Origin of the sequence: Streptomyces sp. NPDC059142 (assembly GCF_042755665.1) — a bacterium.
Taxonomy (GTDB): Bacteria; Actinomycetota; Actinomycetes; order Streptomycetales; family Streptomycetaceae; genus Streptomyces.
Map to the genome: position 1 here is coordinate 1 of NZ_JBHZDA010000012.1, position 26,007 is coordinate 26,007.

Annotated in this window: 23 protein-coding genes and 2 tRNA genes; 22 read left to right on the plus strand and 3 right to left on the minus strand. The window is 73.5% G+C overall.

Translation table 11 applies throughout. From position 1 onward, the window contains the following. The coding region (locus tag ACFXPK_RS06880) for a GDSL-type esterase/lipase family protein (RefSeq protein ID WP_385072494.1) at positions 1-651 on the minus strand (651 nt) is incomplete at its 3' end. Positions 652-775: 124 nt separating this feature from the next. Here ACFXPK_RS06880 and ACFXPK_RS06885 point away from each other — a divergent pair. From ACFXPK_RS06885 to ACFXPK_RS06925, 9 genes are all read left to right on the plus strand, one after another. Beyond that, positions 776-862, plus strand: a tRNA-OTHER gene (locus ACFXPK_RS06885). Positions 863-1,067: 205 nt separating this feature from the next. After that, positions 1,068-1,748: a class I SAM-dependent methyltransferase gene (locus ACFXPK_RS06890; RefSeq protein WP_385072497.1), complete on the plus strand. Its 681-nt coding sequence runs from the start codon at positions 1,068-1,070 to the stop codon at positions 1,746-1,748. A gap of 17 nt (positions 1,749-1,765) precedes the next feature. Further along, on the plus strand, positions 1,766-3,196 hold the full coding sequence (locus ACFXPK_RS06895; RefSeq protein ID WP_385005380.1) for a cytochrome P450: 1,431 nt from the start codon (positions 1,766-1,768) through the stop codon (positions 3,194-3,196). 60 nt (positions 3,197-3,256) lie between these two features. After that, positions 3,257-4,276 carry a hypothetical protein gene (locus tag ACFXPK_RS06900; RefSeq protein ID WP_385072500.1) on the plus strand — a complete coding sequence of 340 codons (1,020 nt, stop codon included), beginning with the start codon at positions 3,257-3,259 and terminating at the stop codon, positions 4,274-4,276. Further along, positions 4,273-6,690, plus strand: a complete 2,418-nt coding sequence (locus ACFXPK_RS06905) for an MMPL family transporter (protein ID WP_385072503.1) — start codon at positions 4,273-4,275, stop codon at positions 6,688-6,690. The genes ACFXPK_RS06900 and ACFXPK_RS06905 overlap by 4 nt, the downstream gene beginning before the upstream one ends. Next, positions 6,687-7,211 carry an SRPBCC family protein gene (locus ACFXPK_RS06910; protein ID WP_385072506.1) on the plus strand — a complete coding sequence of 175 codons (525 nt, stop codon included), beginning with the start codon at positions 6,687-6,689 and terminating at the stop codon, positions 7,209-7,211. The genes ACFXPK_RS06905 and ACFXPK_RS06910 overlap by 4 nt, the downstream gene beginning before the upstream one ends. 68 nt (positions 7,212-7,279) lie before the next feature. Next, positions 7,280-7,837, plus strand: coding sequence for a flavin reductase family protein (locus ACFXPK_RS06915; protein WP_385005373.1), 558 nt, complete (start codon positions 7,280-7,282; stop codon positions 7,835-7,837). After that, positions 7,834-9,216, plus strand: a complete 1,383-nt coding sequence (locus ACFXPK_RS06920) for an NAD(P)/FAD-dependent oxidoreductase (protein WP_385072509.1) — start codon at positions 7,834-7,836, stop codon at positions 9,214-9,216. Before ACFXPK_RS06915 ends, ACFXPK_RS06920 begins: the two co-directional genes overlap by 4 nt. Before the next feature lie 40 nt (positions 9,217-9,256). Further along, positions 9,257-9,664 carry a hypothetical protein gene (locus tag ACFXPK_RS06925; RefSeq protein ID WP_385005369.1) on the plus strand — a complete coding sequence of 136 codons (408 nt, stop codon included), beginning with the start codon at positions 9,257-9,259 and terminating at the stop codon, positions 9,662-9,664. Between the two features lie 140 nt (positions 9,665-9,804). Here the strand turns inward: ACFXPK_RS06925 and ACFXPK_RS06930 are convergent. Beyond that, positions 9,805-9,891: transfer RNA gene (locus ACFXPK_RS06930), tRNA-OTHER, on the minus strand. A 166-nt stretch (positions 9,892-10,057) separates the two neighbouring features. On the opposite strand from ACFXPK_RS06930, the gene ACFXPK_RS06935 reads away from it, so the two are divergent. The 8 genes from ACFXPK_RS06935 (at position 10,058) to ACFXPK_RS06970 (ending at position 19,321) form a co-directional block, all read left to right on the plus strand. Further along, entirely contained in the window at positions 10,058-10,789 is a 732-nt protein-coding gene (locus ACFXPK_RS06935; protein ID WP_385006942.1) for a GDSL-type esterase/lipase family protein, read from the plus strand. Between the two features lie 135 nt (positions 10,790-10,924). Further along, complete coding sequence (locus tag ACFXPK_RS06940) at positions 10,925-11,437, plus strand: hypothetical protein (protein WP_385072513.1); 513 nt, start codon at positions 10,925-10,927, stop codon at positions 11,435-11,437. 123 nt (positions 11,438-11,560) lie between these two features. Then, positions 11,561-13,549: a WD40 repeat domain-containing protein gene (locus ACFXPK_RS06945; protein WP_385072515.1), complete on the plus strand. Its 1,989-nt coding sequence runs from the start codon at positions 11,561-11,563 to the stop codon at positions 13,547-13,549. A 76-nt stretch (positions 13,550-13,625) separates the two neighbouring features. Continuing rightward, entirely contained in the window at positions 13,626-15,704 is a 2,079-nt protein-coding gene (locus ACFXPK_RS06950) for a WD40 repeat domain-containing protein (protein WP_385072518.1), read from the plus strand. A 134-nt stretch (positions 15,705-15,838) separates the two neighbouring features. Further along, positions 15,839-16,501: a GTP cyclohydrolase II RibA gene (gene ribA / locus ACFXPK_RS06955; protein WP_385072638.1), complete on the plus strand. Its 663-nt coding sequence runs from the start codon at positions 15,839-15,841 to the stop codon at positions 16,499-16,501. Further along, positions 16,498-17,559 (plus strand): formylglycine-generating enzyme family protein, encoded by a 1,062-nt coding sequence (locus tag ACFXPK_RS06960; RefSeq protein WP_385072520.1) that lies wholly within the window; start codon positions 16,498-16,500, stop codon positions 17,557-17,559. Before ribA ends, ACFXPK_RS06960 begins: the two co-directional genes overlap by 4 nt. 53 nt (positions 17,560-17,612) lie before the next feature. Beyond that, a complete protein-coding gene (locus tag ACFXPK_RS06965; RefSeq protein WP_385072523.1) occupies positions 17,613-18,461 on the plus strand; it encodes a flavin reductase family protein in 849 nt (282 codons plus the stop codon). Further along, complete coding sequence (locus tag ACFXPK_RS06970; protein WP_385072525.1) at positions 18,458-19,321, plus strand: carbon-nitrogen hydrolase family protein; 864 nt, start codon at positions 18,458-18,460, stop codon at positions 19,319-19,321. The genes ACFXPK_RS06965 and ACFXPK_RS06970 overlap by 4 nt, the downstream gene beginning before the upstream one ends. A 39-nt stretch (positions 19,322-19,360) precedes the next feature. Here ACFXPK_RS06970 and ACFXPK_RS06975 read toward each other — a convergent pair whose 3' ends face one another. Next, positions 19,361-20,257 (minus strand): response regulator, encoded by an 897-nt coding sequence (locus tag ACFXPK_RS06975; protein WP_385007372.1) that lies wholly within the window; start codon positions 20,255-20,257, stop codon positions 19,361-19,363. Between the two features lie 242 nt (positions 20,258-20,499). Between ACFXPK_RS06975 and ACFXPK_RS06980 the strand changes: the two genes are divergently transcribed. From ACFXPK_RS06980 to ACFXPK_RS07000, 5 genes are all read left to right on the plus strand, one after another. Next, entirely contained in the window at positions 20,500-21,981 is a 1,482-nt protein-coding gene (locus tag ACFXPK_RS06980; protein ID WP_385072528.1) for a M14 family zinc carboxypeptidase, read from the plus strand. Positions 21,982-22,012: 31 nt separating this feature from the next. Continuing rightward, positions 22,013-23,518: an amidohydrolase family protein gene (locus ACFXPK_RS06985; protein WP_385072531.1), complete on the plus strand. Its 1,506-nt coding sequence runs from the start codon at positions 22,013-22,015 to the stop codon at positions 23,516-23,518. Positions 23,519-23,669: 151 nt separating this feature from the next. Then, entirely contained in the window at positions 23,670-24,416 is a 747-nt protein-coding gene (locus tag ACFXPK_RS06990; RefSeq protein ID WP_385072533.1) for a fasciclin domain-containing protein, read from the plus strand. 207 nt (positions 24,417-24,623) lie between these two features. Further along, positions 24,624-25,064 (plus strand): protein-tyrosine phosphatase family protein, encoded by a 441-nt coding sequence (locus tag ACFXPK_RS06995; protein ID WP_385007577.1) that lies wholly within the window; start codon positions 24,624-24,626, stop codon positions 25,062-25,064. A gap of 264 nt (positions 25,065-25,328) precedes the next feature. Beyond that, on the plus strand, positions 25,329-26,007 hold a 679-nt coding region (locus ACFXPK_RS07000), incomplete at its 3' end, for a hypothetical protein (RefSeq protein ID WP_385072536.1).

The window sequence follows — 26,007 nt, forward strand, 5'->3', positions numbered from 1 at the left end:
GACGTAGAGCGTGCCGTGGCGCAGGGCGACGGCCCTGGCCTGTTCGGAGACGCGCCGCTGCTGCTCGGCGACCCGCTCACGGCGGTCGGCCGGCAGACCGGGCCAGGCGGCCAGCGGCGGGGAGCCGACCAGCACGACGTCATGACCGGCGTCGCGCAGCGGAGCGACGATCCGTACCAGCTCGGCCGTCAGCCCGTATCTGCCGAAGGTCTCGTCGGGGGTGTAGGCGGTGCCGCAGCACACCAGCGCGAGATCGCCCCGGAAGGCGAGGGCGGCCGGGAGCTGCCCGGAGCGGACCTGCGCGGCGCGGGCCGCGCGCCGGCCGAGCAGGTTGAGGTAGGCGACGCCCTCGGCCGCCTCGTCCAGGGCGGCGGCGACCCGGTCGTACCACGGCTGTGTGCCGTACCCCTCGACCGGCTCGGCGGCCCGCTCGACGGCGAGGTCCCCCAGCACCACCAGACGGCGCCACGGGGCTCCGGCGAGGAGTGCTCGTGCCTCGCCGGGCCGCAGGCAGTGAGGGTCGGCGGCCTCTCCCACGGCGTTCCCGGTGTCGTCGCCGTGGCCGGTGCCGACGCCGTGGGCGGTGTCGTTCTCGATGGCGTTCCCCTCCCTCCTGATTCTTCCTTGCTGCCCTGCGTGGATCAGGTCCACTCCCCCGTCCGGCCGCGGGCCGCCGGCCGGCGGGCGGTCTCAGGAAGATCTCAGCGTGATCTCAGAACGCTGCGGCAGCATCGGGAGCGCGGCGGGAGCGGTGATCGTTCCGCCCCCGCGGCAGGGAGAGGTACCCGAAGCGGTCCAACGGGGTTCCGGGGTGACCCGGATCGGGTGAAAGCCCGCGCAGGTTCGAATCCTGCCCTCTCCGCCGACCATCCGACGCCGTGGAGCGACCCCGCCCTCGCGGGGGACCCGCCCGGGGCGGTCGGACCGCCGGGGCGACGGCGCCGCGCACCGTACGCGCGCGTCGGCCCGTACACCCGTTCCCGGAACCTGCCGGGCCCGCCCTCCGGGGCCGTGGGCCCGTTCTGTGGCACCACCCGAGACGTTGCGAACCGCGAAGGGAAGTCCGGATGATCGAGAAACTGCTCAAGGGTCCGCTGGAGTTGGTGGAGAACAACTTCAAGCAGCCCAACGGGCGCGCCGGTCGGCTGATCGGCCACGTGATGGCCAAGCAGCACCGTACGCTCACCGTGTGGGCGATCGAGCACATGGAGGTACGGCGTTCGCAGCGGGTCCTGGACATCGGCTGCGGCGGCGGTATGGCCGCCAAACTCCTCTCGGAGCGGGCGAGTCAGGGATTCGTCGCAGGCGTGGACTACTCCGCCGAGATGGTCCGGCAGTCCGTACGGCGCAATGTCGACGGTGTCGCCGCGGGGCGGGTGGAGTTCAAGCAGGGCGACGCGGGCGCGCTGCCCTACGAGGACGCGTCCTTCGACCATGTGAGCGCCATCGAGACGTTCTACTTCTGGCCCGACCCGATGCGCGGGCTCAGCGAGGCGTACCGGGTGCTCAAGCCCGGCGGGCAGGTGGCGATCACCCTGGAGATGAGCCGGGAGGCGTCCGACACGCCCACGACGAAGCAGCGGCTTCTCGGGAAGCGGTTCACCGAGCGCTCCGAGCGGGAGGGTCTGCGCATCCTCTCCGGGGACGATCTGGTGGAGATGCTGGGCAAGGCCGGTTTCCAGGAGGCCCGGTTCGTCTCCGAGCCGCTCCGTTCGTTCGGCTGGGTCTGCGCCCTGGCGCGGAAGTGAAGGGGACGGAGCCCGCGATGACAGCGACACGCGACACCGTCGCCCCGGTCAGGACCGGGGTGGCCCCCTCCGCGCCCGAGGCGCGCAGCCTGCCCGTGCTGGGCAGCGTCCTGGACTTCCGCAAGGACATCCTCGACGCCATGCACCAGGGCTGGCGCGACCACGGCGATCTGGTCCGCTACCGGCTCGGTCCCGTCGTCGTGCACGGCGTCTCCAGTCCGGAGCTGGCCGGCGAGGTCCTGACCGACAGCGCGACGTACGGCAAGCTCGGCCCGGACAACCCGCTCCGGCTGATCCTCGGCGAGGGCCTGCTCACCAGCGACGACCACGAGAGCTGGATGCGCAACCGGCGCATGATGCAGCCGATCTACACCAAACAGGCGATCGCCCGCATGTTCGAGTCAATGTCGGAGTCGACCGCGAACCAGGTCGCGCACATGACCTCCTCGTACCGCAGCGGCGACGTGGTGGACGTCCACGCGGAGATGATGCGGGTCACCCTCGACATCGTCAGCCGCTGCATGTTCTCCACCGATGTCGAGCAGACCAGGGACGGCATCAGCCCGGAGGCCGTCGACGTCGCCATCAACTACGCCTTCGACCGGCTCCAGAACCCGTTCAGCCCGCCGACCGACTGGCCGACCCCCCGCAACCGCCGTTTCCAGGCGGTCATGAAGGGGATCGACGACATGACGTACGGGATCATCGCGGAGCGCCGCAAGGCCGCCGCGGACGGGGTCCCCCGGGGCGACGGCACGCCCGACCTGCTCGACATGATGCTCGACGTACGGGACGCCGACACCGGCGAGGGCATGAGCGACCGTCAGGTGCGGGACGAGGTCATCACCACCTTCGGCGCCGGGCACGAGACCACCGCGATCACCCTCACCTGGGCCTTCTACCTGCTCTCCGGCAACCGCCGGGCGCTGCGCCGGGTGCAGGACGAGGTGGACGAGGTCCTCGGCGACCGGATGCCCACCATGGAGGACCTGGCGGCGATGCCGTACGCGCTCCAGGTCTTCGAGGAGGCGCTGCGGCTCTACCCGTCGGCACCGATCGTGCCCCGGCTGGTGCTCAAGGACACCGTGCTCGGGGGCCACACCGTGCCGGCCGGCTCGCGGCTGCTGGTCAACCTCTACAACATCCACCGCCACGAGCGGCACTGGGACGACCCGGAGCGCTTCGACCCGGACCGCTTCTCCGCCGAGGGGAAGAAGGGCCGCCACCGCTTCGCGCACATGCCCTTCGGGGCCGGCCCGCACCTCTGCATCGGCAAGCACTTCGCGCTGATGGAGGCACATCTGCTGCTCGCCGCCCTGGTACGGCGGTACGAGTTCCGGCATGTGCCGGCGCACCGGGTCGTCAACCAGGCGTCGATCACGCTGCGGCCCCGGTACGGAATGGACATGACCGCGCACGCGCGTACGGGGACACCCGGCGCCCCGTAGCACGGAACAGCAGACGCAGAAGCAGTACCAGCACCGGTATCGGATGGGAAGACGGACCCGATGAACTTCGACCCCAGCACAGCGGACGCGGAGCGCCTGAACTGGACGCAGTACCGTCCGGGCCAGGAAGCCGGCCACTACGAGAGCTTCTACCAGCGGGGCAACCACCCGACGGAGCCCCGGGCCTTCTGGATCCGGTACACGATCTTCAGCCCCGCCGGGATGCCCCACGCCGCCATCGGCGAGCTGTGGGCCATCTACTTCGACGGCACGACGGGCCGTCATGTGGTGGCCAAGGAGGAGTACCCGATCTCCGACTGCCACTTCAACACCGACTCCTTCGGCGCCCGGGTGAGCGACCGGGTCCTGGAGCCGGGCAGTCTGAAGGGCGAGGCCGTCGGCACCAACGGCCGCATCGGCTGGGACCTGAGCTACGAGGGCTCGGAACCGCCGCTGCTCCTGCTGCCGCCGTCCATGTACACCGGCGGGTTCCCCAAGGCGAAGAGCCTGGTCGGGATCCCGGGGGCGAGCTACACCGGCAAGCTCACGGTCAACGGCGAGACCATCGACGTCGACGGCTGGACCGGCAGCCAGAACCACAACTGGGGCAGCCGGCACACCGATCACTACGCCTTCGGCCAGGTCGCCGGGTTCGACGACCACCCGGACAGCTTCCTGGAGATCGTCACCGGTACGACACGGCTGGTCGGCCCGGTCAAGACGCCGAAGATCACGTTCCTGGTGCTCCGTCACGACGACCGCGAGTACAACCTGTCCGCGCCGCGCCAGGCGCTCAAGGCCAAGGCCGACTTCGGTTACTTCTACTGGGACTTCGCCAGCTCCGACGACTCGGTCGCCGTCCGGGGCCGCTTCACCGCCGCCCCCGAGGACTTCGTCGGGCTGAACTACTACAACCCGCCGGGGGGCATCAAGCACTGCCTCAACACCAAGATCGGCCGGTGTGAGCTGGAGATCCTCAACAAGGCGACGCGCAAGATCCAGCGGCTCTCCACGAGCAACCGCGCGCTGATGGAGATCCTGACGGACGACCGCGAACACGGAATCGCGATCCGCGCATGAGCCAGCGGCGCGCCCCTTCGAGCGGGCCGCCCCGGTCCGCGGGCCGCGGCGCGTCCCGGTTACCGTCCGGCCTGTCCCGGCTGACCGGCCGTCACCGGTGGCCGCTCGCCGTGCTGTGGCTGCTGCTGCTCGGCGTCGCGGGCTGGCAGGCGGCCCCGCTGCCGGGGCTGCTCAGCGGCGGCGGGTGGTACGTGCCGGGCTCCGGCTCCGCCGTCGCCGCCGGGCGGCTCACCGACGGCTTCGAGGGGCGCGGCGCGACCTCCCTGACCCTGGTGGTCAAGGACACCCGGCACCGCGCGGGCGATCCCGCCTTCGACACCCGCGTACGGGAGGCGGCCGAGGCCGTGCTCCGCGACGACGGCCTCAAGGCCACGGGCGCGTACGGCTACACCACGCTCACCGGCGAGCGGGCGCGCTCGGCCTTCCTCGGCGAGGACGGCAGGACCGCCCTGGTCCGGGTCGGCTCCGCGCTGGACGACGGCAGCGCGCGCCGGCTGCTGCCGGACATCCAGGACGGGCTCAGCGGCGTCTACGGGCCCCAGGGCCTCCAGGTCTCCCTGGTGAGCCAGGCCGCGCTGTGGGGCGAGGTGAACCATCTCAGCGAGCGCGGGCTGATCATCGCCGAACTCATCACCCTCCCGCTGATCCTGCTGGTGCTCCTGCTGCTCTTCCGCAGCGTGGCCGCGGCGCTCGCCGCGCTGCTGGTCGGGGTCACCTCGGTGGTCCTCGCGCTCGCGGTGCTCGCCGTGATCGCCCGGCGGACCGAGCTGTCGGTGTTCGTGCAGAACGCCGCCACCATGCTCGGTCTCGGCGTGGGCGTCGACTACTCGCTCTTCATGATCATGCGCTTCAAGGACGAACTGCGCACCGGGGAGGGGCCGTTCTCCCGGGTCGACACCGAGCGCGCGCTCACCCGTACGCTGCGCACCTCCGGCGAGACCGTGGTGGCCTCGGGGGTCACCATCGTGGCCGCCATGTCCACGCTCTTCCTGGTGGATCTCGGGGTCATCCAGTCGATGGCGCTGGGCGCCGTGGTCGTGGTCGCCTTCTCCGTCCTGACCAGTGTGGTGCTGCTGCCCGTCCTGCTCCATCTGCTGGGCACCCGGATCGAGTGGGGGCGCGTCGGGCGGCGTGCGTCCACCGCCGGGCACTCCGGCGGACGCTGGGTCACGGTGACCCACGCGGTGATGCGCCGCCCCGCGCTGTTCCTGGTGGTCGGTGTCGCGGCGCTGACGGCCCTCGCGCTGCCCGCCCTGCGGCTGGACACCTTCACCCCGGACGCCCGGGTCGTCCCCGCGGACGCGGCCGTACGCCAGGGGTACGACACCATCGGCGACGAGTTCGGGGTGGGCGGCGCCGCCCCGCTCCAGGTGGTCGTCGCCTCCCGCGTACCGCTCCAGGAGCGCTCCGACGCGGACACGGCCGGGCTGCTGCGCCTGCACGACACGATCACCGCGCTGCGCGGGGTGGTACGGGCCGACTCGGCGGTCGACACCCTCCGCCAGGCCGGCGGGGAGCGGCCGTTCGCGGCCCTGGCGGAGCGGGACCGGCTGCCCGGGGACGCGCGCGCCACCGTCGACTTCTTCGTCTCGGGCGACGGCAGGACCGCGCTCATCGAGGTGGTGGGCGACGACACCGCCTCCTCCGACGCGGCACGGGACCTGCTCGTCGCGGTACGCGCCGAGGCCGCCGCCTTCACGGCGGGCGCCACGGGGTGGACGGTCCATGTCGGCGGGGAGACCGCGGAGGGCGTCGACGCCAACAAGGTCATCGAGGACGGTCTCGTACCGGTCATCGCGACCATGCTCGCCGTCATCTACCTGCTGCTGCTCATCACCTTCCGCTCGGTGTTCCTGCCGCTCAAGGCCATCGCGATGAACCTGCTCTCCGTGGGCGCCACCTACGGCGTGCTGGTGCTGGTCTTCCAGGACGGCCTGGGGAGCGCGCTGTTCGGCTTCGACGTCGACGGCCATCTCACCAACTTCGTCCCCGTGCTGCTGGTCACCCTGCTCTTCAGCCTCAGCACGGACTACGAGGTCTTCCTGCTCAGCCGGGTCCGCGAGGACTACGTCGCCACCGGGGACGGCATCGGCAGCGTGGCGCGCGGCATGTCCGCCACGATGCCGCTGATCTCCGGCGCGGCCGTCCTCATGGTCGCGGTCTTCGCGGCCTTCGCGTTCGCCGGCATCCTGCCCATCCAGCAACTCGGCCTCGGCATGGCCCTGGCCATCGCCCTCGACGCGACCGTCGTCCGGCTTCTGATCGTCCCGGCGTCCATGCGGCTGATGAGCCGGGTGAACTGGTGGATGCCGGGCCGCGCGCGGGCGCGCCCCGGGTCCGGCGCCCTGGCCGGCCCGACCGGCCCCGTACACCCCGAACACACGGACAGCATGCAAAGGACGGCCCCCAAGTGACCGACCGCACCGACCGGACCGCCGCAGTGCCGGGGGAACCCGACACCCCCTCCCTGATATCCGAGACCATCGTCATCCGGGTCTCCCCCGAAGCCGCCTACGCGGCCGTCAGCGACGTGGCGCGGATGGGCGAGTGGAGCCCCGAGTGCAAGGGCGCGTGGATCCTCGGCCGGGGCGGCCCCGCCCGGCCGGGCATGCGCTTCATCGGGCGCAACCGCGCCCGCTGGCTGCCGTGGCCCACCCTGTGCCGGGTGGTGGAGGCGGAGCCCGGCCGCGCCTTCACGTTCCATGTGAGCTTCCTCGGGATCCAGGTGGCCGGCTGGTCGTACCGGTTCTCGCCGCTGCCCGAGGGGTGCGAGGTCCGCGAGGAGTGGCGGGACCGCAGGGCGGGACCGTTCGGTATGGCGCTCACCGCCGTCACCCCGCTGGTGACCGGAGTCGTACGCCGCAGGACCCGCAACCGGTCGACCATGCGCACCACGCTCGTCGCGCTGCGCGACGCCCTGGAGTCCGGGCGGTAGATCCCGTCCCCACGGCCGATCCCGCCCTCACCAGAGAAACAGACACCCGGACAGGAAGGAGCCCCACCATGCCCCATGTCATCACCGGTGCGCGTACCGGCGGGCCGGAAGCGGACCGGATGCCGGCAGCGGACCCGGCGTCCGTCCCCGGCGCCGAACTCTGCCTGGACTTCTACGCCAGCCTCGCCTCCGGCATAGCCGTGGTCACAGCGCCCTCGGACGACGGGCCGGTGGGGACGACCGTCTCGACCGTCACCTCGCTCTCGGCCGACCCGCCGCTGCTGCTCGTCTGCCTGTCGCACTCCTCGCGCACCCTGGCCGCGATCACCCCCGGCTCCGCCTTCGCGGTCCATCTGCTCAACGAGGAACAGCGGGGCCGGGCGCGGCTGTTCTCCACCGCCACCCCCGCCGAGCGGTTCGCCACCGAGTCGTACGAGGAGGTGCTGGGCGTCCCCGTGCTCGCGGACACCTTCGCCTGGTCGATCTGTGTGACGGAGGAGGTACGCGCGTACGGCGACCACTGCCTGGTCGTCGGGCGGGTGACCGCCCTGCACATGGCCGACGGCAAGCCCCTGATCTGGCACGACCGCGGATTCCACGCCCTGGCGGACGGGGCGGTGCGATGAAGGCCCCCGCGTCGGGCCCCGTACCGGGCCCGACGGCCCCGGAGGCGGCCCCGGCCGGCGGGGAGCCGTGCTGGGAGCCGCCGCAGGCCGCTCCCGCCGCGCGGGTCTCCGGCGGGCTCACCGCCGATGTGGTGGTGGTCGGCGCGGGTCTGGCCGGCCTGTCCACCGCGTACCACCTGATCGAACGCGACCCCTCGCTGGACATCGTCGTCGTGGACGCGCGCGGTCCGGCCGCCGGGGCCAGCGGCCGGGGCACCGGCCTCCTCGGGCCCCGGGTCGGCCCTGCCATCGACCGGGCCGCCCGGAGCTTCGGCCCGTCCATGGCACGGCGCATGTATCTGGCCTCGCTCGCCGCCGTGGACCGGGTGATCGCGCTCGACAAGGAACTGGGCGCGCCCGCCGGGCTGCGTACCGGGGAGCAGATCGTGGCGACCCGGGGCGCGGACGGGCTGGCCGCGCTCGCCCGGCAGGCGGAGACGTACCGGGCGCTGGGCCTGGACGTCCCCGTACTGTCGGCCGCCGCCATCCGCGAGCGCGTCGACGTCCCGTACCACGCGGGGCTGCTCTACCGCTCGGCCGCCACCCTGAACCCGGCCGCGCTGAGCGGCGCGCTGGCGGCGGCCTGCGCCGCGAAGGGCGTCCGCTTCCACGGCGACTCGGAGCTGCGCGGTGTACGCCCCGGCAGCGGGGCCACCCCGACCGAACTGCTCTTCCCCAGCGGCACGGTGCGGGCGCGCAGGACGGTCCTGGCCGTCAACGCGGCGGCCGGACCCCTGGGACTGCCCGTCGGTACGGTCCTGCCGCTCCAGGTGCACGCCGTGGCCACCGCCCCGCTCGGCGCCGAGGCGCGCGCGGCGCTGGGCGGCGCCACCGGGACGGCGCTCGTGAACTCCATGTCCCTGGCCCCGTACTTCCGCCTCAGCCATGACGGGCGCCTGGTGGTGGGCGGCGGCAGGGCGGTCCATCTGCCGGGGCTGAGCCCCGGGCGGGCCGCCGCGCTGCGCACCGCCACCTGGAGCTGGCTGGAGGAGCGGCTGCGCCTGCTCCACCCCGTCCTGGCCGAGGAGACGGTCACGCACCGCTGGTCGGGGCAGATCGGGATGACCCTGGACGACCTGCCGGTGGTCGGGCGGGTCGGGGGCCACCCGGACATCTGGTACATCGGCGGCTGCTGCGGTCACGGCCTGGCCATGTCGGTGGCGCACGGGGCGCATGTGGCGCACTCCCTCACCGAGGACCCGTCGTCGGCGCACGGTCCGGCCCGCTACCCCTGGCACCGGGACCGGGCCCCGCGGGTCCCGCTCACGGCCCGCCCGGCCAGGCCCCTGCTGCGGGCCTATCTGAACAGCCTGGACCGGGCGGCCCGGCGTACGCCCTGAGGCCGTACCCCCGAAGCCGCCCGCTTTCTCATCCCCATCCATGAACGGACAAGACATCATGTGGACCGACCGACTCATCACCGCGCTCTTCGTCGTGGTCGGTGCGATCAATCTGGTGCCCGGCTTCGTCGCCGTCGCGCCGTCGCAGATCAGTACGGCGTACGGGGTGTCGGTCGCCGGTGCCGACTCCGCCGATCTGACGATGCTGCTGCGGCACCGCGCGGTGCTGCTGGGGCTCGTCGGGGCCGGCCTGCTCTGCGCGGCGTTCATCAGGTCGCTCCGGGTGCCCGCGCTCAGCGCCGGCGCGATCAGCATGGGGACGTTCCTGCTGCTCGCCTACACGACGTCCGGGCTCAACGACGAGAACATGCGCGTGGCCCGGATAGACATCGCCGCGTTTGCGCTTCTGGTGCTCGCGGCGGTCCTGGTGGTGCGCAAGAAGGCCTGACGTCCGGCGCAGAGCGTGACGTCCGACCCGAAAAGGCGTGACGTCGTGCGCAGGAAGGCGTGACGTCCGGCGCGTTGTCCGCCGGGAGAACCGCGCCCCCGGCAGCTCCACCTCACAGGAGCCGCCGGGGGCGCGTGGTGCGGAGAGGGCAGGATTCGAACCTGCGAAGGCTTTCACCCGATCCGAGTTGCCTCGGAACCCCGTTGGGCCGCTTCGGGTACCTCTCCTCACGGTGGGAGGTGGTCTCGGACCGTCCCGCCGTGCTGATGATTCTGCTCGTCCGGCCTGATATTTCGCTGAGACGGGCCTGAGATGGCGACGCGTTCCGCGGAGGGACGCGTTCCGTCTGCGCGCACGTGTGGATTCGTGGACCCGTGAAGAGGGAGATACCTGGTGTTGGACGTGGACCTGACCCCCGTTTTCGAGGCGGACGACCCGGGCTGTCTGGGCGACGGCGAGGCCGCCCGGCTGCTGGACGGGCTGCCCTGGCGCCGGCTCGTGGTGCTCGGCGACGGCCGGGCGCCCCGGCGCGTGGAGCGGGTGGAGGGCTACGACCGCGCGCCCTGGTACGAGCGGGTCGCGGACGCCCTGCGCGTGGTGGAGCCCCGGCTCGCCTGCCTCAGCCTGCTCGGCGTACGGGAGCAGAGCGCGGCGGCGGTCCGCTCGCGGCAGCTACCGCGGGCGCTGGCGTTCGGCGGCGATCTGGCGGTGGTGCAGTTGGCCGGACATGACGTACTGCACCCGGCGTTCGACCCGAACGCGCTCCGGACGGAGGTGGTCCGGGTGGTCGCCCCGCTCCGTGAACACGGTTACGACGTGGTGCTGGTGACCCCGTTCGACCTGACCCGCTCGCCGGGCGCGCGGCTGCTCGGCGAGAAGGTGCTGCGGACCCGTCAGCGCGCCCAGTCCGACGCGTGCGCGACCCTGGCCCTGCGCCACGGCGCCCTCTACGCGGACCTGGCGGCCGTGCGTCCGGCGGCGGGCGAGGAGATGTGGAGCGCCGACGGCCTCGTCCAGAACGCCCGCGGCCAGGCCGTCATGGCCGCGGCGGTGGTCCGCGCTCTCGGGGACCACGTGAGAGCGACCCGCCCGGTCGGCGCCGTCGTCAGTGCCCCGGCCCCTTAGGGCCTGCCGGCCTTAGGTGAAGCCCCGGGCAGGAATCCGACAGGAGGCGGACAAGACTCGGACAATGCCCTGGTCACAGGATTATCGCGGCTTCTATACCAGTCGGGAGCACCCGATATGCAGGAGGTACAGGCAATGCGGAAATCCTTGGTGGCCGTGGTCGCTCTCGGCGGTCTGGCGATCGGTGGTACGGGGCTGGCCGTCGCGGGCGAGGAGGTGGCCGGCGGCGGTTCCGGCGGCGCCGCGCAGAGCGGTGGGAGCCGGACGCTGTCGAGCGGGTCCCAGGCCGGCGGGCAGGTCGAGTCCCCTCAGGTGAAGAACGCCGCGCAGGCCGCGGACCTGGTGCTGCGGGAGGTGGGGGGCGGGCGTGTGACCGGGGTCGGACTGGAGGAGGAGGCCGGGCGCGCCGTCTGGAAGGTCGTCTTCGTCAACGGGAGCGGTACGCAAGGGGCTCAGGTGGACGCCCTGACCCGGGTGGTCCAGGAGACCGCCGCCGATCCCGCCATCGCCGCCGGCGGCACCTTCGACGACGACACGTGCACGGACGACGACGATGACGATGACGACGATGACGACGACATCGATGACGACGACGATGACGATGATGACGACGACGGTGACCGTCAGGGCGTAGAGCCCAACAAGTAGGCGCGAGGGCGCGAAGCGGCGCACCACCCCGGCCGGCGGTACTCCCCCCACCGTCCGCCGGCCGGGTCCGCCCCCACGCCTCCACCCACCGACCGTCCACCCCGACACCAGGGAAACGTCATCGTGAAGCCGGCAGACCGCATCGTCAGAATCGTGCACGTGGAGGGCGTGGGCCTGCTCGCCTCCGACACCCACGGCCGGGTCCATCTCCTCGACGGGCGGTTGCGCGTCGTCCGGTCGTCCCCCTTCGTCCCGCAGGGCAGGCCGCTGTACGGGCTGGCCGTCGCCGACGGCTGGGTCATCGGCAAGGACCGGATGGGCGCGCTGTTCCGCTGGTCGCTCGACACGCTGGAGCTGGTCGACAGGCTCGACCCCGCCGCCGTCTGCGACCCCGCCCTGCTCATTCCCGACGAGCGCCCCTCGCCCGTCAGTTCGCGGGGCATCTCCATCTGGAAGGGCAAGGTCCATGTCACCAGCGGCTACCACCGGCAGATGCTCGTGGTCGATCTGCACACCTTCACGGTGCTGGAGATCCGCCCCAACATCTGCGGGACCAGCCCCATGGAGTGGGCCTGTACCGAGCATCCCACCCGGCACGCCGTCTCCGACAAGAAGGGGAACCTCCGGTTCGGGTCGTTCGACGGCGACGCCGACTTCCCCGACCGGGTGAAGCTGGACGACGGCAACATCCACCGGGTGCGCTACGACGCCCGCCACGACCGGTTCTGGGCCACCCAGGACTTCGGCGCGGGCGAGAACGCCGACATCGCCAACGGCGTCGTGGTGGTGAGCGCGTCGGGCGAGAAGGAGGACGAGTGCCTCTTCGCCCGGGACGACGTCGAGTTCGTCACCTTCTCCCCCGACCATCTGCGGGCGTACGCGGGCGGCTTCGACGGTGAACTCCACATCTTCGACAACACCGAGCGCGCCCTGCGCATCACGCGCACCGTGACCGGCTTCTCCCACCAGCTCTCCGATCTGGCCGTCTCCGCCGACGACGGCCAGGTGTACGTGCTCTGCCAGGACGGCGAGATCGTCCAACTCGACGCCGACGGGACCTTCGTACGGGCCATGGGCTTCCCGCGACAGGCCGTGTGGGACATCCAGCCCTCGCCCGAGGACCCCGCCACCCTGTACTGCGCCACGGACACCGGGGTCACCGTCGTCCGGATCCGGGAGACGGCCGGCGGGCCGATGACAGAGGTGACGGCGGAGCACCCCACGGGATTCGGGTTCACGCGCCGCGTGGCCCCCGTACGGTCCGCGGGGCGCTCCGGGTGGCTCGGCGTCACCCGGGACCACCGGGTCTTCCGTACCGACCACACCGACCACACCGACCACACCGGCCACACCGGCCACGACGGCCAGGACGGGCGCGGTGGCGGGAGCGGTGGCGGGGGCACGGGCGCCGCCGCGCTCCGGTGGAGCGCCGAACTGCCCGCCCTGCCCCACACGGTCGCGGTCAGCCCGGACGGCGCACGGGCCCTCGTCGCGACGAACGCGGGCGCCGTCGAGGTGGACACCGCCGACGGGCACCTGCTCGACACCTTCACCGTGGACGGGCTGCCGGTCTGGGCCGCGGCCTATCTCCCCGACGGCGACCGCCTCCTGGTCACCAGGAACGGGGTGATCGTCGTCCTCGACCGGGCGGACGCCTCCGTACGGTGGCGGTTCGACCAGGGCGAGTACCCCAAGCGTCTGTGGATCCAGAGCGGCCGGGCCTATCTCACGGGCGACGGCGGGGTGAAGGAACTCGTCGTCGGCGAGGGCGTCGTGGCCCGCTGGCTCAAGCTGCTCTCCAACACCGTCGAGAACGCCGTCGTCGGCGACGGTCTGGTGATCGCCAGTTCGTACGGGATGCAGCTCGCCGCGTACGACTACACCACCGGCGCGTTCCTCGGGCTGTTCGAGGACCTGCCCGACTACCCCAAGGCGCTGCATCTGCTGCACGGCGCCGACGGGGCTCCGTATCTGCTCGTCGGCTGCCGTACGGGGCTGCTGTCGCTCTACCGGATCGAGCGGCGCCCGAAGAGGATCCGGCTCGTCAAGGTGCGCGACCACTGGCTGCCCCGCCGCCCCGCCGTCCTCGACCTGCGGATCCAGGACCGGTGACGCACCGCCGGGCGACCCCCCGAGGGACCGTACGCCCGATGCCCCCAGCGACCGACCGCCCGGAGAGGGAAGCACCATGCGCACGATAGACCTGAAGCCCGACCCGCTGGGCCATGCCGCCCCGATCACCCATGTCGCCTTCCGGCCGGACGGCAAGCGCCTCGCGAGCTGCTCGTACGACGGCACCGTGCTGGTGTGGGACACCAGCGAGCCGGCCAGGCCCGTCCCGCTGACGCGGCTGCGCCACCGGCGTCTCGTCAACGCCGCCGCGTGGAGCCCGACCGCCCCGACCCTGCTGGCCACGGCGTCGGCGGACAAGACGGTCGCGGTGTGGCGGATCCCCGAGCACGGGCAGCACCGTCTGGTGACGGTCCTCGCCCGGCACACCGACGACATCAACTCCGTGGCCTGGATGCCGGACGGCCGGCGGCTCATCTGTGTCTCCGAGGACGGCCGCGCCACCATGTGGGACACGCCGACGGGCGCGCTCCTCGCCGAGATCGGCTCCCACGCGGCCCACTGCATGATGGTCTCGGTGAGCTGCGAGGGGCTGGTGGCCACGGTCGGCGAGGACGGCATGGTCGCGGTCGGCGACCCCGGCCGCCCGGCCACCGCGGAGATGCGGCACTACGCGTCGTCCGTCGAGGGGTGCGCCTGGTCGCACTCCGGGAAACTGCTGGCCGTCGCGCGCGACGACGGGGTCGTCAATCTGCTGACGCCGGACCTGGAGTGTCTGCGGACCGTCACCGTCTCCACCGCCGCGGCGCGCTCGGTCGCGTGGGCGGACGACGACTGCTCGATCGTCGTGGGCGCGTACGACGGTTCGCTGCACTGGATCGACATCAGCGGCGAGCCGGTCCGGCAGGTGCACGACGCGCGGCTGTGGCCGCGGTCGGTGGCGTCGGCGCGGGGGCTGGTCGCGGCGGGCAGCTTCTGGAACGCGCCGCATCTGCTGGACTTCGCGACCGGAGCGGAACTCTCCGCCCCGGAACGGCCGGGCCATGGCGCGAACGCGCTCGCGGTCCTCCGCGGCCACCCGCGCGGCGACAGCGCACCGGCCGGCCGCTCGCCCGGGGAACGCCCCTCGCGAGAACGCCCGCCGGGGGAACGCCTCGGGGTGGAAAGTCCCTCGGGGGAAGGCTCGCCGGGGGAAAGCCCGTCGGGCGACCGGCTCCTCGTGGGGTGCGACTCCGGGAGCGTCCTCGCCCTGGACCTGGCGGACGGGACGGCCGGAGCCCCCGCCGGGGTACGGGTCCTGCCGGTGTCCGCGAGCCCCGTGCTGTCGCTGGCCGCCGGCCCCGACGGGACCTTCTACGCCGGTACGTACGCGGGCCATGTCATCCGCCACGACGGCGAGGACATGACGGTCAGCGCCCCGCTCGGCGCGCCCGTGCCCTCGCTCTGTCTGGCCGGGGACCGGCTCGTCGCCGGTACGTACAACGGCGAGCTGATCGCCCTCGATCCGGTGACCCTGGCCGAGGTGGAGCGGGGCGCCCCGCACGCGGGGTCGGTGAAGTCGCTGTCCGCGTTCGACGGCGGTTTCCTGTCGGCCGCCACGGACCGTACGGTCGCGGCCGGGCCGCTGCACGACCGCGCCACCCTCTGGCAGCACGGGAACCTCGTCAACGCGGTGGCCGGGCTGGGCGACCGGGTCGTCGCGTCGGCGTCGCGGGACCACACGGTGAAGGTCGGCCTGCTGGCACCGGGCGCCCCGGCCGGGGCCGGGGGCCGCGCGACGGGCGGCGCGACGGGCGGCCGGCGCGCCGCGAACGTGCAGACCCTGCTCGGCCCCGACGAGTCCGTCAAGTGCGTCGGCCTGCTCGGCGACCCCGACGCGCCGGTCGTCCTCGCCGGTTCGTACGACTTCGGCCTCTACGCCTGGGAGATCGACTGGCAGGACAGCGTCGGCACGCTCGGCTCGGGCCGCCTGGTCAGCGCGTTCCGGCAGGGGCTCTCCTGTATGACCCCGTGGGACGAGCGGCGGATGGTGGTCGCGGGGTGGGACGGGCGGCTGTCGCTCGTGGGGCGGCAGGGGCCCGACGCTCCGGTGCGCGAGCTGCGGTCGTGGCAGGTCGAGGAGTTGATCGAGCAGGCGGAGGGCGCCGGAAGCATCGAGAACGCCGACGCTTTCGGACACGGGCGGGTGGCGAGTTGAGTACGCGGAACGCCGCACCCCTGACCGACACCGACACCTGCTCCGACGCCGACACCTGCTCCGGCTCCGGCTCCGGTTCCGGCTCCGGCTCCGGTTCCGAGGGCGGGACGCGTGAGGCGACCGTACGGGCGCGGGTGGCGATCACCCTCTCCCGGCCCCGGGGGCTGCGCGCCGAACTCGTCACCTTCCACGGGCTGCCGGACGCCGGGGAGCATCTCGCCTGCTTCGTACCGCCACGCGGCGGGTCCGTCCCGCTGGTGCGGCTGCACAGCGAATGCCTCACCGGCGATGTCCTCGGCTCGACGCGCTGCGACTGCGGCCCCCAGCTCGACGAGGCGCTGGGCCGTCTCGCCGGAGACGGCGGGGCCGTGCTCTATCTGCGTCAGGAGGGGCGCGGGATCGGCCTGTACAACAAGCTGGACGCCTATCTCCTCCAGAACGCGCGCACGGACACCTTCGAGGCCAACCGGCTCCTCGGCCGGGGCGCGGACGAGCGCGACTACGGGGTGGCCGCCGCCATGCTGCGGGCGCTGGGGCTGCGGCGGATCCGGCTGCTCACCAACAACCCGGACAAGGTGCGGCAGTTGCGCGACCACGGCATCGACGTCACGGCCGCGGTGCCGACCCGGCTCCATCTCACCGACGACAACGCGGCCTATCTCACCGCCAAGGCACGCTCCGCCGGGCACACGCTGGCGCTCGGCACCGGCACCGGTACTGCCACCGCCACCGCCACCGCCACCGGCGGCGCGGACCGGATACGGACCGGCGACACACGGAACGGGACACGGGCATGACGCCACCGGACACGACCACACCTCCCGCACCCCCCGCACCCACCACCCCTTCTGCCTCCTCCGCCTCTCCCACTCCCCCCTCCCCGCACTTCACCGCCCACGCCGAACTGGCCGATCCGCTCCTGCTCCACCCCGGCCAGGACGCCGCCGCCCGGCTGCGCGGCCTCACCCCCGCCGCACTGGCCGCCGCCGTCGAGGACCCGGCCGAGCCGCGGGCCGTACGCCTCGCCGCCGGCGGGCTGCTGGCGCTCCTCGGCGACCCCCGTGTCCGTACGGGCGCGGCGCCCGCCACCCGTGCCGTGGCGGGCGGCCCCGTACCCATCGGTCTGCCGCCCCGGGAGGTCGGGGCGGTGGTGGACGCGTGGGCCCATGTGGGCGTGGAGCGGGCCTGGATCGAGAAGGAGACGCCGGTGGAACAGGTCATGCTGGCCGACTACTGGATCAGTACCTACCCGGTCACCAACGCGGAATACCGGCACTTCCTGGCGGACACACGCCACCCCGACAGGCCGACCACCTGGTACCTGGGCGCCTATCCCTACGACCGGGCCAACCATCCCGTCGCCGGGGTACGCCCCGAGGACGCCGACGCGTACGCGCTCTGGCTGTCGGAGCGCACCGGGCATCCGTGGCGGCTGCCCGGCGAGGCCGAGTGGGAGTACGCGGCGAAGGGGCCGTCGGGGTACGCGTTCCCGTGGGGCGACACGTTCGACGCGGACGCCGCCAACACCCGGGAGAGCGGCGTGCACACCACGACCCCGGTGGGCGCGTTCCCGGCGGGCCGGTCGCCGTTCGGCGTCTTCGACATGGGCGGGAACGTCGAGGAGTTCGTCGCCGACGACTACCGGCCCTACTGGGGCGGGGCGTTCGTCACGGACGACCTCTCCGCCGGTCCCGGCCCCGCCACCGGCGACGGGGAGCGCGCCGCGTACCGGGTCGCCCGGGGCGGCAGCTTCTCCCGCTTCGGCGATCTCGCGCGCACCCGGCGCCGCCACGGCGCGTTCCCCAGCCCGCTCTATCCCATCGGTTTCCGGCTCGCGACCGGCACCCGCCCGTGACCGCCCGCGCCGTGCCCGGCCCCATCCGCCGACGTGAGGACTTCCGTACCCCCATGACGCCCGCCATCCCCGACCAGCTCTGGAAGAAACTGACGAGCACCGTGGGCCTGGTGTCCGTACGGCACGGCTCCGCCACGAACGTGATGGCGGCGGAGTGGTCCTACTTCGTCAACAAGGCTCCCCTGTACGCGGCCGTCGTCCTCGGCCCGCGCTCCGCCTCCGGGGCGCTGATCGCCGCCGCCGGGGAGTTCTCCCTGACCCTCTGCGCCGAGGACCAGGCGGAGCTGGCCGACTTCGCCGGAAGCTTCTCGCTGGCCGACGTCGACAAGACCGGCAGCGAGCGGATCACCTTCGGCACGCCGACGGCGACCGGTACGCCCTGGGTCACCGGTGGGGTGGTCGCGGTCGAGTGCGTGCTCCGCGAGACCGTCCGCTTCCCCGTGCACACGATGTACGCGGGCGAGGTCGTGGCCGCGCACCTGCCGGGGCACCCGCCGGGGGGCAGCCCGGTCCGGCCGCTGGTCAAGCACGGGCCGATGCACGCGCTGGGCGGGCCCGTACGGCGCACGGCGATCGTCGCCGCCGCGCAGTTGCTGCCGGACGGGCTGCTGCGCATCGCCGCCACCGGACCGGCCGCCACGGGCCGCGCCGCCGACGCCCGGTGGCGGGTGACCCTGCTGACCGCCGACGGCGGGACCGTACCGCTCGGCGAGCATCCCCCGGCCGCGTACGGCGACTTCCTCGTCGATCTGCCGGTGCCGGTCTCGCACCGGCTGCCGGCCGAGCTGCTGCACGGCTGCCGGGTGCTGGTCGAACGGGACGGCGCCGAGGCCGGACACACCGACATCACCGGGGTGCCGGCCGCGCCCGGCACCCCCGGACCCCTGGGAGCCCCCGTATGAGCGAGCCCCTGCCGCCCCTTGCCCTGCCCCTGCCCTCCGTGCCGCTCCGGCTGGCCGCCGTGCAGGCGGGGGCGGTCTCCGGGGACGTGGCCGCCAACGCCCGCCACGCCGCCGCCCTGACGGTGCGCGCCGCCGACGAGGGGGCCGGGGTCGTCGTCCTCCCCGAGCTGCACCTGTGCGCGTACGACCTGCCCGCGCTCGCCGCCGCGCCCGACCGCTACGCGGTGCGCGCGGACCCCGGCCGTACCCTCTCCGACCCCCGGCTCGACCCGCTCGCGGAGGCCGCCGCCGCCCGCGCCGTGACCGTACTGACCGGCGCGGCGGTGCGCGCCGCCGACGGCTCGCTGACCAACTCGGTGGTGGCGTTCGGCCCCTCGGGCCCGCCGGCCGTGGTCTACGACAAACAGCATCTGTGGCACGCGGACGAGCGCACCCTCTTCGCGGCGGGGACGCCCGGACAGCGGGGCGCGGCCCTCACCGTCGACGGCTGGCGGCTGGGGCTCGGGGTCTGTTACGACATGTCCTTCCCCGAGCACGGGCGCGCGGCGGCCCTCGCCGGGGCCCATGTCTACGTCTGCCCCAGCGCGTTCGCGGCCGGCAACGAACACCGGGCCGATGTCTATCTCGCCGCCCGCGCGCTGGAGAACACCGTGTACGCGGTGTTCTCCAATCCGGTGGGCGGCCCCGCGCACCGGCCCTGCGGCGGCGGTACGGCCGTCCACGGGCCCGGCGGCCGGACGGTGGCGCGCGCCGCGACGACGGGCGAGGAGACCGTCCTGGCCGATCTCGACCCGGCCGTGCTGGCGGAGGTGCGGGGCCTGCTCCACATGCTGGAGGAGTGCCGTACCGCGCTCGCCTGAGAGCGGGGCGGCCCAGGACCTTCCGTCCGGATCGCGCGGTCAGGACACCTTGTCGGCCCGTGCCTCGTAGCCGGGCGAGACCGTGAGCCGGAACCCCACGCAGCGCAGCGTCTCGATACGGCGGGGGTCCCCGAGCTTGCGGCGCAGCGCCGCGATGTGCACGTCGAGGGTCTTGGTCGGGCCGAAGAAGTTCGGGTCCCAGACCGTGCCGAGGATCTGCCGGCGCGAGCAGACGGCGCCCGGGTCCTCGGCGAGGAGGGCGAGTACGTCGAACTCCTTGGGCGCCAGACTGACCGGCCGGCCCGCCACATGGACCTGGCGGGTCCGCCGGTCGATCCGGATGTCCCCGATGATCTGCGGTCCGGCGCCGGGTGCCTCGGGCAGCGCGGTGACGAGCGCGGGCCGGGCGGCGGGCGCGGCCCCCACCGGAACGGCGCCCACGGGAGCGGCCCCGTACGGGGCGTCGTGGGTGGCCTCGTACGGGGACCCGTAAGCGGCTCCGTACGGGGACCCGTAGGCGGCTCCGTACGTGGCTCCGTACGGGGCGTCGTGTCCTGCGGGGATCGCGGGGCGCGCGGGCGCCGTCATACGCGTGCGCCGGGTCACCGCCCGGATCCTGGCCACCAGTTCCCGCAGGCTGAAGGGCTTCGCCAGATAGTCGTCGGCGCCGAGTTCGAGCCCGACCACCCGGTCCGCCTCCGTACCGCGTGCCGTGAGCATGATGATCGGGACGTCGGAGTCCTGCCGCAGCGCGCGGCACACGTCGATGCCGTCCATGTCGGGCAGTCCCAGATCGAGCAGGACCATGTCACCGCGCGGGGCGTCCAGGGCCGCGTCGCCGGTGCCGACCCACCGCACCGTGAATCCGTACCGCGCCAACCCGTCCACCAGCGGTTCGGCGATCGAGGCATCGTCCTCGACGAGCAGCACCTGCATGCGTGACCCCACCTTTCCCTCGTGCCGTCGCGCAACAACCGTCGAACGTCAGATCACACCTTCCCTCTGGATACGTACGCGGGCGGCCGGGCGTTCAGCCGTTTCGGCCCGCGCGAGCGACCGCCGCCGTCACCGACGCTCAGATTTTCGTACCGTTGCGTTGTCACATCATCCCGCTCGCGGCGAGTATCCCGGGAAGGTCCCGTACCCGCACCGCACTCCCCCACCTGGAGCACCACCCCATGGCCACCGCGACCTCGCAGTCGTCCGCCCCGTCCGAGCCCGCCCCCGACGCCGCCGAGTGGATCCGGCGCGCCGGGACCGTACCCCCGACGGACACCTATCCGGGCGTGGACGAACTCCTCGCGTCCTTCAGGGCGCTGGCCGCGCTGCACCCGCGGCGGATCACGGAGCGCCGCATCGGGACCTCCCGGCTGGGCGAGCCGCTGCCCTGCTTCACGGTCCTCCCCGACGGCCCCGACAGCTCCGGTGTCCCGGACGCCCCCGACGCCGCCGCGTCCGACGGCTCCGTACCGCAGTTCGTCGTCGTCGGCGGCGTGCACCCCAACGAGCCCGTCGGCGCCGTCACCGCACTCCACCTCGCGACCACCCTCTGCGAGGACGACGCGCTGCGCGCGCACTTCGGCGGCGCGTGGCACATCGTGCCCTGCGTCGACCCGGACGGCGCGCGGCTCAACGAGGGCTGGTTCGCCGACCCCACCGACAAGCGGCTGTACGGGCGCCACTTCTACCGCCCGGCGGGCGACGAACAGGTCGAGTGGACCTTCCCCTTCGCCTACCGCGACGCCTACTTCGACCGCGTCCTGCCCGAGACCCTCGCCCTGATGCGGCTGCTGGACGCCACCGAGCCGCGCTTCCTCACCACCCTGCACAACTGCGAGTCGGGCGGCGCCTACTACTACGTCAGCCGGCCGGCGCCCGAGCTGTACGGGCTGCTGGAGGCCGTTCCCCCGGCCGTCGGCATCCCGCTCGCCACCGGTGAGCCCGAGGCCGCGCACTCCCCCCGGTACGCGCCCTCCGTCTACGGCGTCATCGACATGCGCGACGCCTACGACTACCTCGACGGTCTCGGCGCCGACGCCGCCGCCGCGCTCGCGGGCGCCTCCAGCGCCGCCTACACCGAGCCGTACGGCACCTTCTACTTCGCCGCGGAGGTCCCGCACTGGGCCCACCCCGAGGCGGACGACGACACCCCCGTGGCCGAGCGCCACGCCGAGGTCGTACGGGAGCGGGCGGACGGGCTCCGCACCACCGGCGAGCTGCTGAACCGCCTCCTGGAGGCCGCCGCCCCCGAACTGACCATCCCGACGCCCTTCCTGCGGGCGGTGAAGGACTTCGTACCGTCGCTGACGAACTTCGCCGAGCTGGAGAGCGCCCGCGCCGACGGGCTGGAGGAGCGGTACGCGACGGCGGCCGAGCGGTACGCCTGCCGGACTTCCGTGCACAGCTTCCGCGTCCGCTTCGGCGGGATGCTGCTGCGCGCGCTCGCCGCCGAGGTGACGGCGGGCACCGCCACCCCCACGGTCCGCCGCTGCCACCGGGAACTGGAACGCGCCTACCGCGGCTGGGAGGACGAGGCCGCCCCGGCCATCGGCGACCCGATCCCGATCGCGACGCTCGCCGGGGTCCAGTACGCGACGCTGCTGGCCGCCGCCGACCACGCCGCCCGTACGGGACCCGCCCCGGACGAGCGGCCACGCTGAGCCCGTAACCCCGCGCTGCCAGGAGGCCCGTATGACCGCACCGGCACCCGTGTCACCCGCCGCGCCGCTCACGCTGCGCCGTGTCCGGCTCGGCGCGGGCGGCCCCCTGTGCGACGTACGGACCGGGGGCGGGCGCGTCACGGAGATCCGCCCGTCCCCGGGCGCCCCGGGCGGCGGCCCCTGCGTCGACCTCGACGGGCGTACGCTCCTGCCCGGCCTGTGGGACGGCCACGTCCACATCGTGCGCTGGGCCGTCGCCCGCCGCCGCCTCGACCTGGCGGGGCTCGGCTCGGCCCGCGCCGCGGCGTCCGCCGCCGGTGCGCGCGCCGCCACCCTGCCGCCCGGCGAGACGCTGGCCGGGTACGGCTTCCGGGACGGCCTGTGGCCGGACGCGCCCCACAAGGACCTGCTGGACGCGCTGGTCCCCGACCGGCCCGTCCTGCTCGTCGGCGCCGACCTCCACTCGGCGTGGGCCAACTCCCCGGCGCTGGCGCTGCTGGGCCTCGGCGACCACCCGACGGGGCTGCTGCGCGAACGGGAGTCCTTCCACGCCACCGCCCGGCTGGCCTCCGTCCCCACGGAGACGGCCGACGCGTGGGTACGGGACGCCTGCGCCGCGGCGGCCCGGCTCGGGGTCACCGGCATCCTGGACTTCGAACACGCGGACAACATCACGGACTGGACCCGCCGGACGGCCGGGGCCCCCGGCCCGCTGCCGGTACGGGTGTCCGCCGCCGTCTACCCGGCCCATCTGGACGCGGCCGTCGGCCGGGGGCTCCGTACGGGCGTGGTGCCCCCGGACGTGGCGGGCGGGCTGCTGACGACCGGGCCGCTGAAGCTGATCACGGACGGCTCGCTCAACACGCGTACGGCGCTCTGCCACGACCCGTACCCCGACTCCACCGGTCTGCCGCACCCGTACGGGATCGCCGAGATGACCCCCGAGGAGGTGACGGGCCTGATGCGCCGGGCGGCGGCGCACGGGATCGAGCCGGCGGTGCACGCCATCGGGGACCGCGCCAACGAACTGGCGCTCGACGCGTTCGCGTCCGTCCGTTGCCGGGGCCGGATCGAACACGGACAGTTGCTGCGCCCGGAGGACATCGCGCGCTTCGCGGCCCTCGGCGTCACCGTGGGCGTGCAGCCCACACACGCCGTGGACGACCGGGACGTCGCCGACCTGCACTGGCGCGGCCGTACGCACCGGGCCTTCGCCTACGCGGATCTGCTGGCCGCCGGCGCCCGGCTCGAACTGGGTTCGGACGCGCCCGTCGCACCGCTCGACCCCTGGCTGTCCCTCGCCAACGCGGTCACCCGTACGGATGATCGGCGACCCTCCTGGCACCCGGAGCAGCGGCTCTCGGTGGCGCAGGCGCTGGCGGCCTCGGCGCGCGGCCGTACCTCGGTGCGGGTCGGGGACCCGGCGGACCTGGTGATCGTGGACACGGACCCGCTGACGGCCGACGACGCGACGCTGCGGCGGATGCCGGTGCACGGGACGCTGCTGGCGGGGCGCTGGACGCACCGGGTGGGGTGAACCGGGGCGCGGAGCGGGGCGGCCCGGGGCGCCGGGGCGCTGGGGCGCTGGGCCGAACGGCTCAAGATGCCGAATCCGGCGCGCCGTGGCTACGCTTTAGCCCGGTCACCCCATGAGCCGAGGACTCCTCCCACAGGAAGAGGAATCGAACATGAAGCGCACCCGCATCCGTGCCACGGTTGTGGCCGCCCCCCTCGCGGCGGCCCTCCCCGTCACCCTGGGGACGCAGGCGCCCCAGGCCCTCGCGGTCACCCCGTCGCCGGACACCTCGACATCGGCCGCCGAGTCCATGTCACCGTCGGCGCCCGCGTCCTCCGCGTCGCCGTCGGAACCGGCGTCCCCGAGCACCTCGCCCTCCACCTCCAGCTCCGGCTCCGGCTCCACCTCGCCGTCGCCCAGCAGGCCGAGGACGGCGCCGGGCGTGGCCGTGCCGTTCGGCCCCGCGTGCTCCTCGCTGCCCAGGCGGGGCGAGGGCAGCCTCCGCGCCATGGCGCGGGAGCGGCTGGCCATCGCCGCCTCGCACAACCCGGACCTGTCCACGCTGGTCGCCGCGGCGCGCAAGGCGGGACTGGTGAGAACGCTGAACAACGGTCACGCCCTCACCCTGTTCGCGCCGACGAACGAGGCGTTCGCCAAGATCCCCAAGTCGCAGCGCGACCGGCTGCTGAGCGACCGGACCCAGCTCGCGAAGGTCCTCAAGTACCACGTGGTGAACCGCAGGATCAGCCCCCGTGAGCTCCCGCACGGCACGTTCCGGACGCTGGAGGGTGCCCCGCTCACGACCTCGGGCTCCGGCACGCACTTCAAGGTCGACGGGACCGCGAAGATCGTCTGCGGCAACATCAGGACGGCGAACGCCACGGTGTACCTCATCGACACCGTGCTGATGCCCAAGTAGCCGCGTCCGCCGGACATCCGACGGCCGCGCCGCCACCTTCGGCGCACCGCCCCCTCTGCGGCGCACCACCAGCCTCAGGCCGCGCCACCAGCCTCAGACCGCACCACCCGTCTCATGGAACGGGCCGCGCGAACGGGCCCCGGACAGCATCAGCACCTCGTCCGGGGCCCGTTCCGCGCGCCGGTCGCAGCACCTACCCTGACCGGCGTGACCACGACACCGTACAAACCCTGGGAGTCGACCGCCGCCGGAATCCTCCGCCTCCCCTCCGGGCGGCTCGTGCGCGGCCGGGGGCTGCGCCACCCGATGCCGCCGGGCCCGCCACCGACCTTCGCGCTCTATCTGCTGGCGCGCAGACCGCCCGGTGTGCTCTGGGAGAACCGCTGGCTGCGCTGGCCCGACTTCCGGCTGCCGACCGATCGTGAGGCCACCGCCGAAGCGCTCAGGGAGGCGCTGGAACGATCCGCCGCCGAGCGCGTCGAGATCGCCTGCGGGGGCGGACGGGGACGGACCGGCACGGCGCTGGCCTGCCTCGCCGTGCTCGACGGGGTACCGCGGGACGAGGCGGTCGCGTACGTACGGCGGCACTACTCCCGGCACGCCGTCGAGACTCCCTGGCAGCGTCGTTACGTGGCGAAGTTCGACTGAACGGCACACCCCGATCACCGACTCGGGGAAAAGTCGACGCCTTTTGAACCTCTGGCATGGATTCGCCACTCTCTGAACTGCACTTGTCACGGTGCGCAATGATGTGCGTACATGGAGTGGCGTACGGCTCCGAGGGGATGGCGGGGGTGGTCAGCCGTGTCGGATGTTTCTGGTTCTGTGCTCAACAGGTCGATGCTGTCGGTGGGTGCGATGCGGGAGGAATCCGACGACACGCCACATCCGCCGGGCCGGCCGATCCGTGGCGTGCGGGAGGTGACGGCCACCCTCACCGCCCTGGTCCGTTCGGCCCGCCGTGAACTGCTCATCTTCGACGACCCCGGAAGCTGTCTGGGGCAGTGCGTGCCGGAGCACTTTCTCGACTTCACGGGCGCCTGCGTGCGCGCGGCGGGTGAGCGGGGCTGGCCGGAGAGCGGTCCCGGCCGCCGGGGCCGGAGCCGCCGTCCGTCGGTCGGGGTGCGCCGGATCGTTCCCCGGCACGGGCTGGTGGGGCTGCCGTATCCCCTCCCCCACCAACTCCCCGGCGAGGCGCGGCAGACGGACTCCATCCCCTTCACGATGATCCTGGTGGACCGCTCGGTCGCCGCGGTCCCCCTCGATCTTCAACTCCACTACCACGGGCTGCTGCTGATCCGGGATCCGGTGGTCGTCCAGGCCCTGGTCCGTACGCATGAGATCTGGTGGGAGACGGGTGAGGAGCTGCCGACGGAGGCGCTGCCCACACCCGGCGGCCTGCCCGGGTCGTTACGTCCGGTGCTGGAGGCCCTGGTCGCCGGGATGACGGACGAGACGGCGGCGACGCGCCTCGGCATGTCGAGCCGGACCTACAGCCGCCGGGTGGGCGATCTGCTCGCCGCCCTCGGCACGACGAGCCGCGTCCGCGCGGGGGCGGTAACGGCTGGGAAGGGGGGGGTGTTTACGGGAC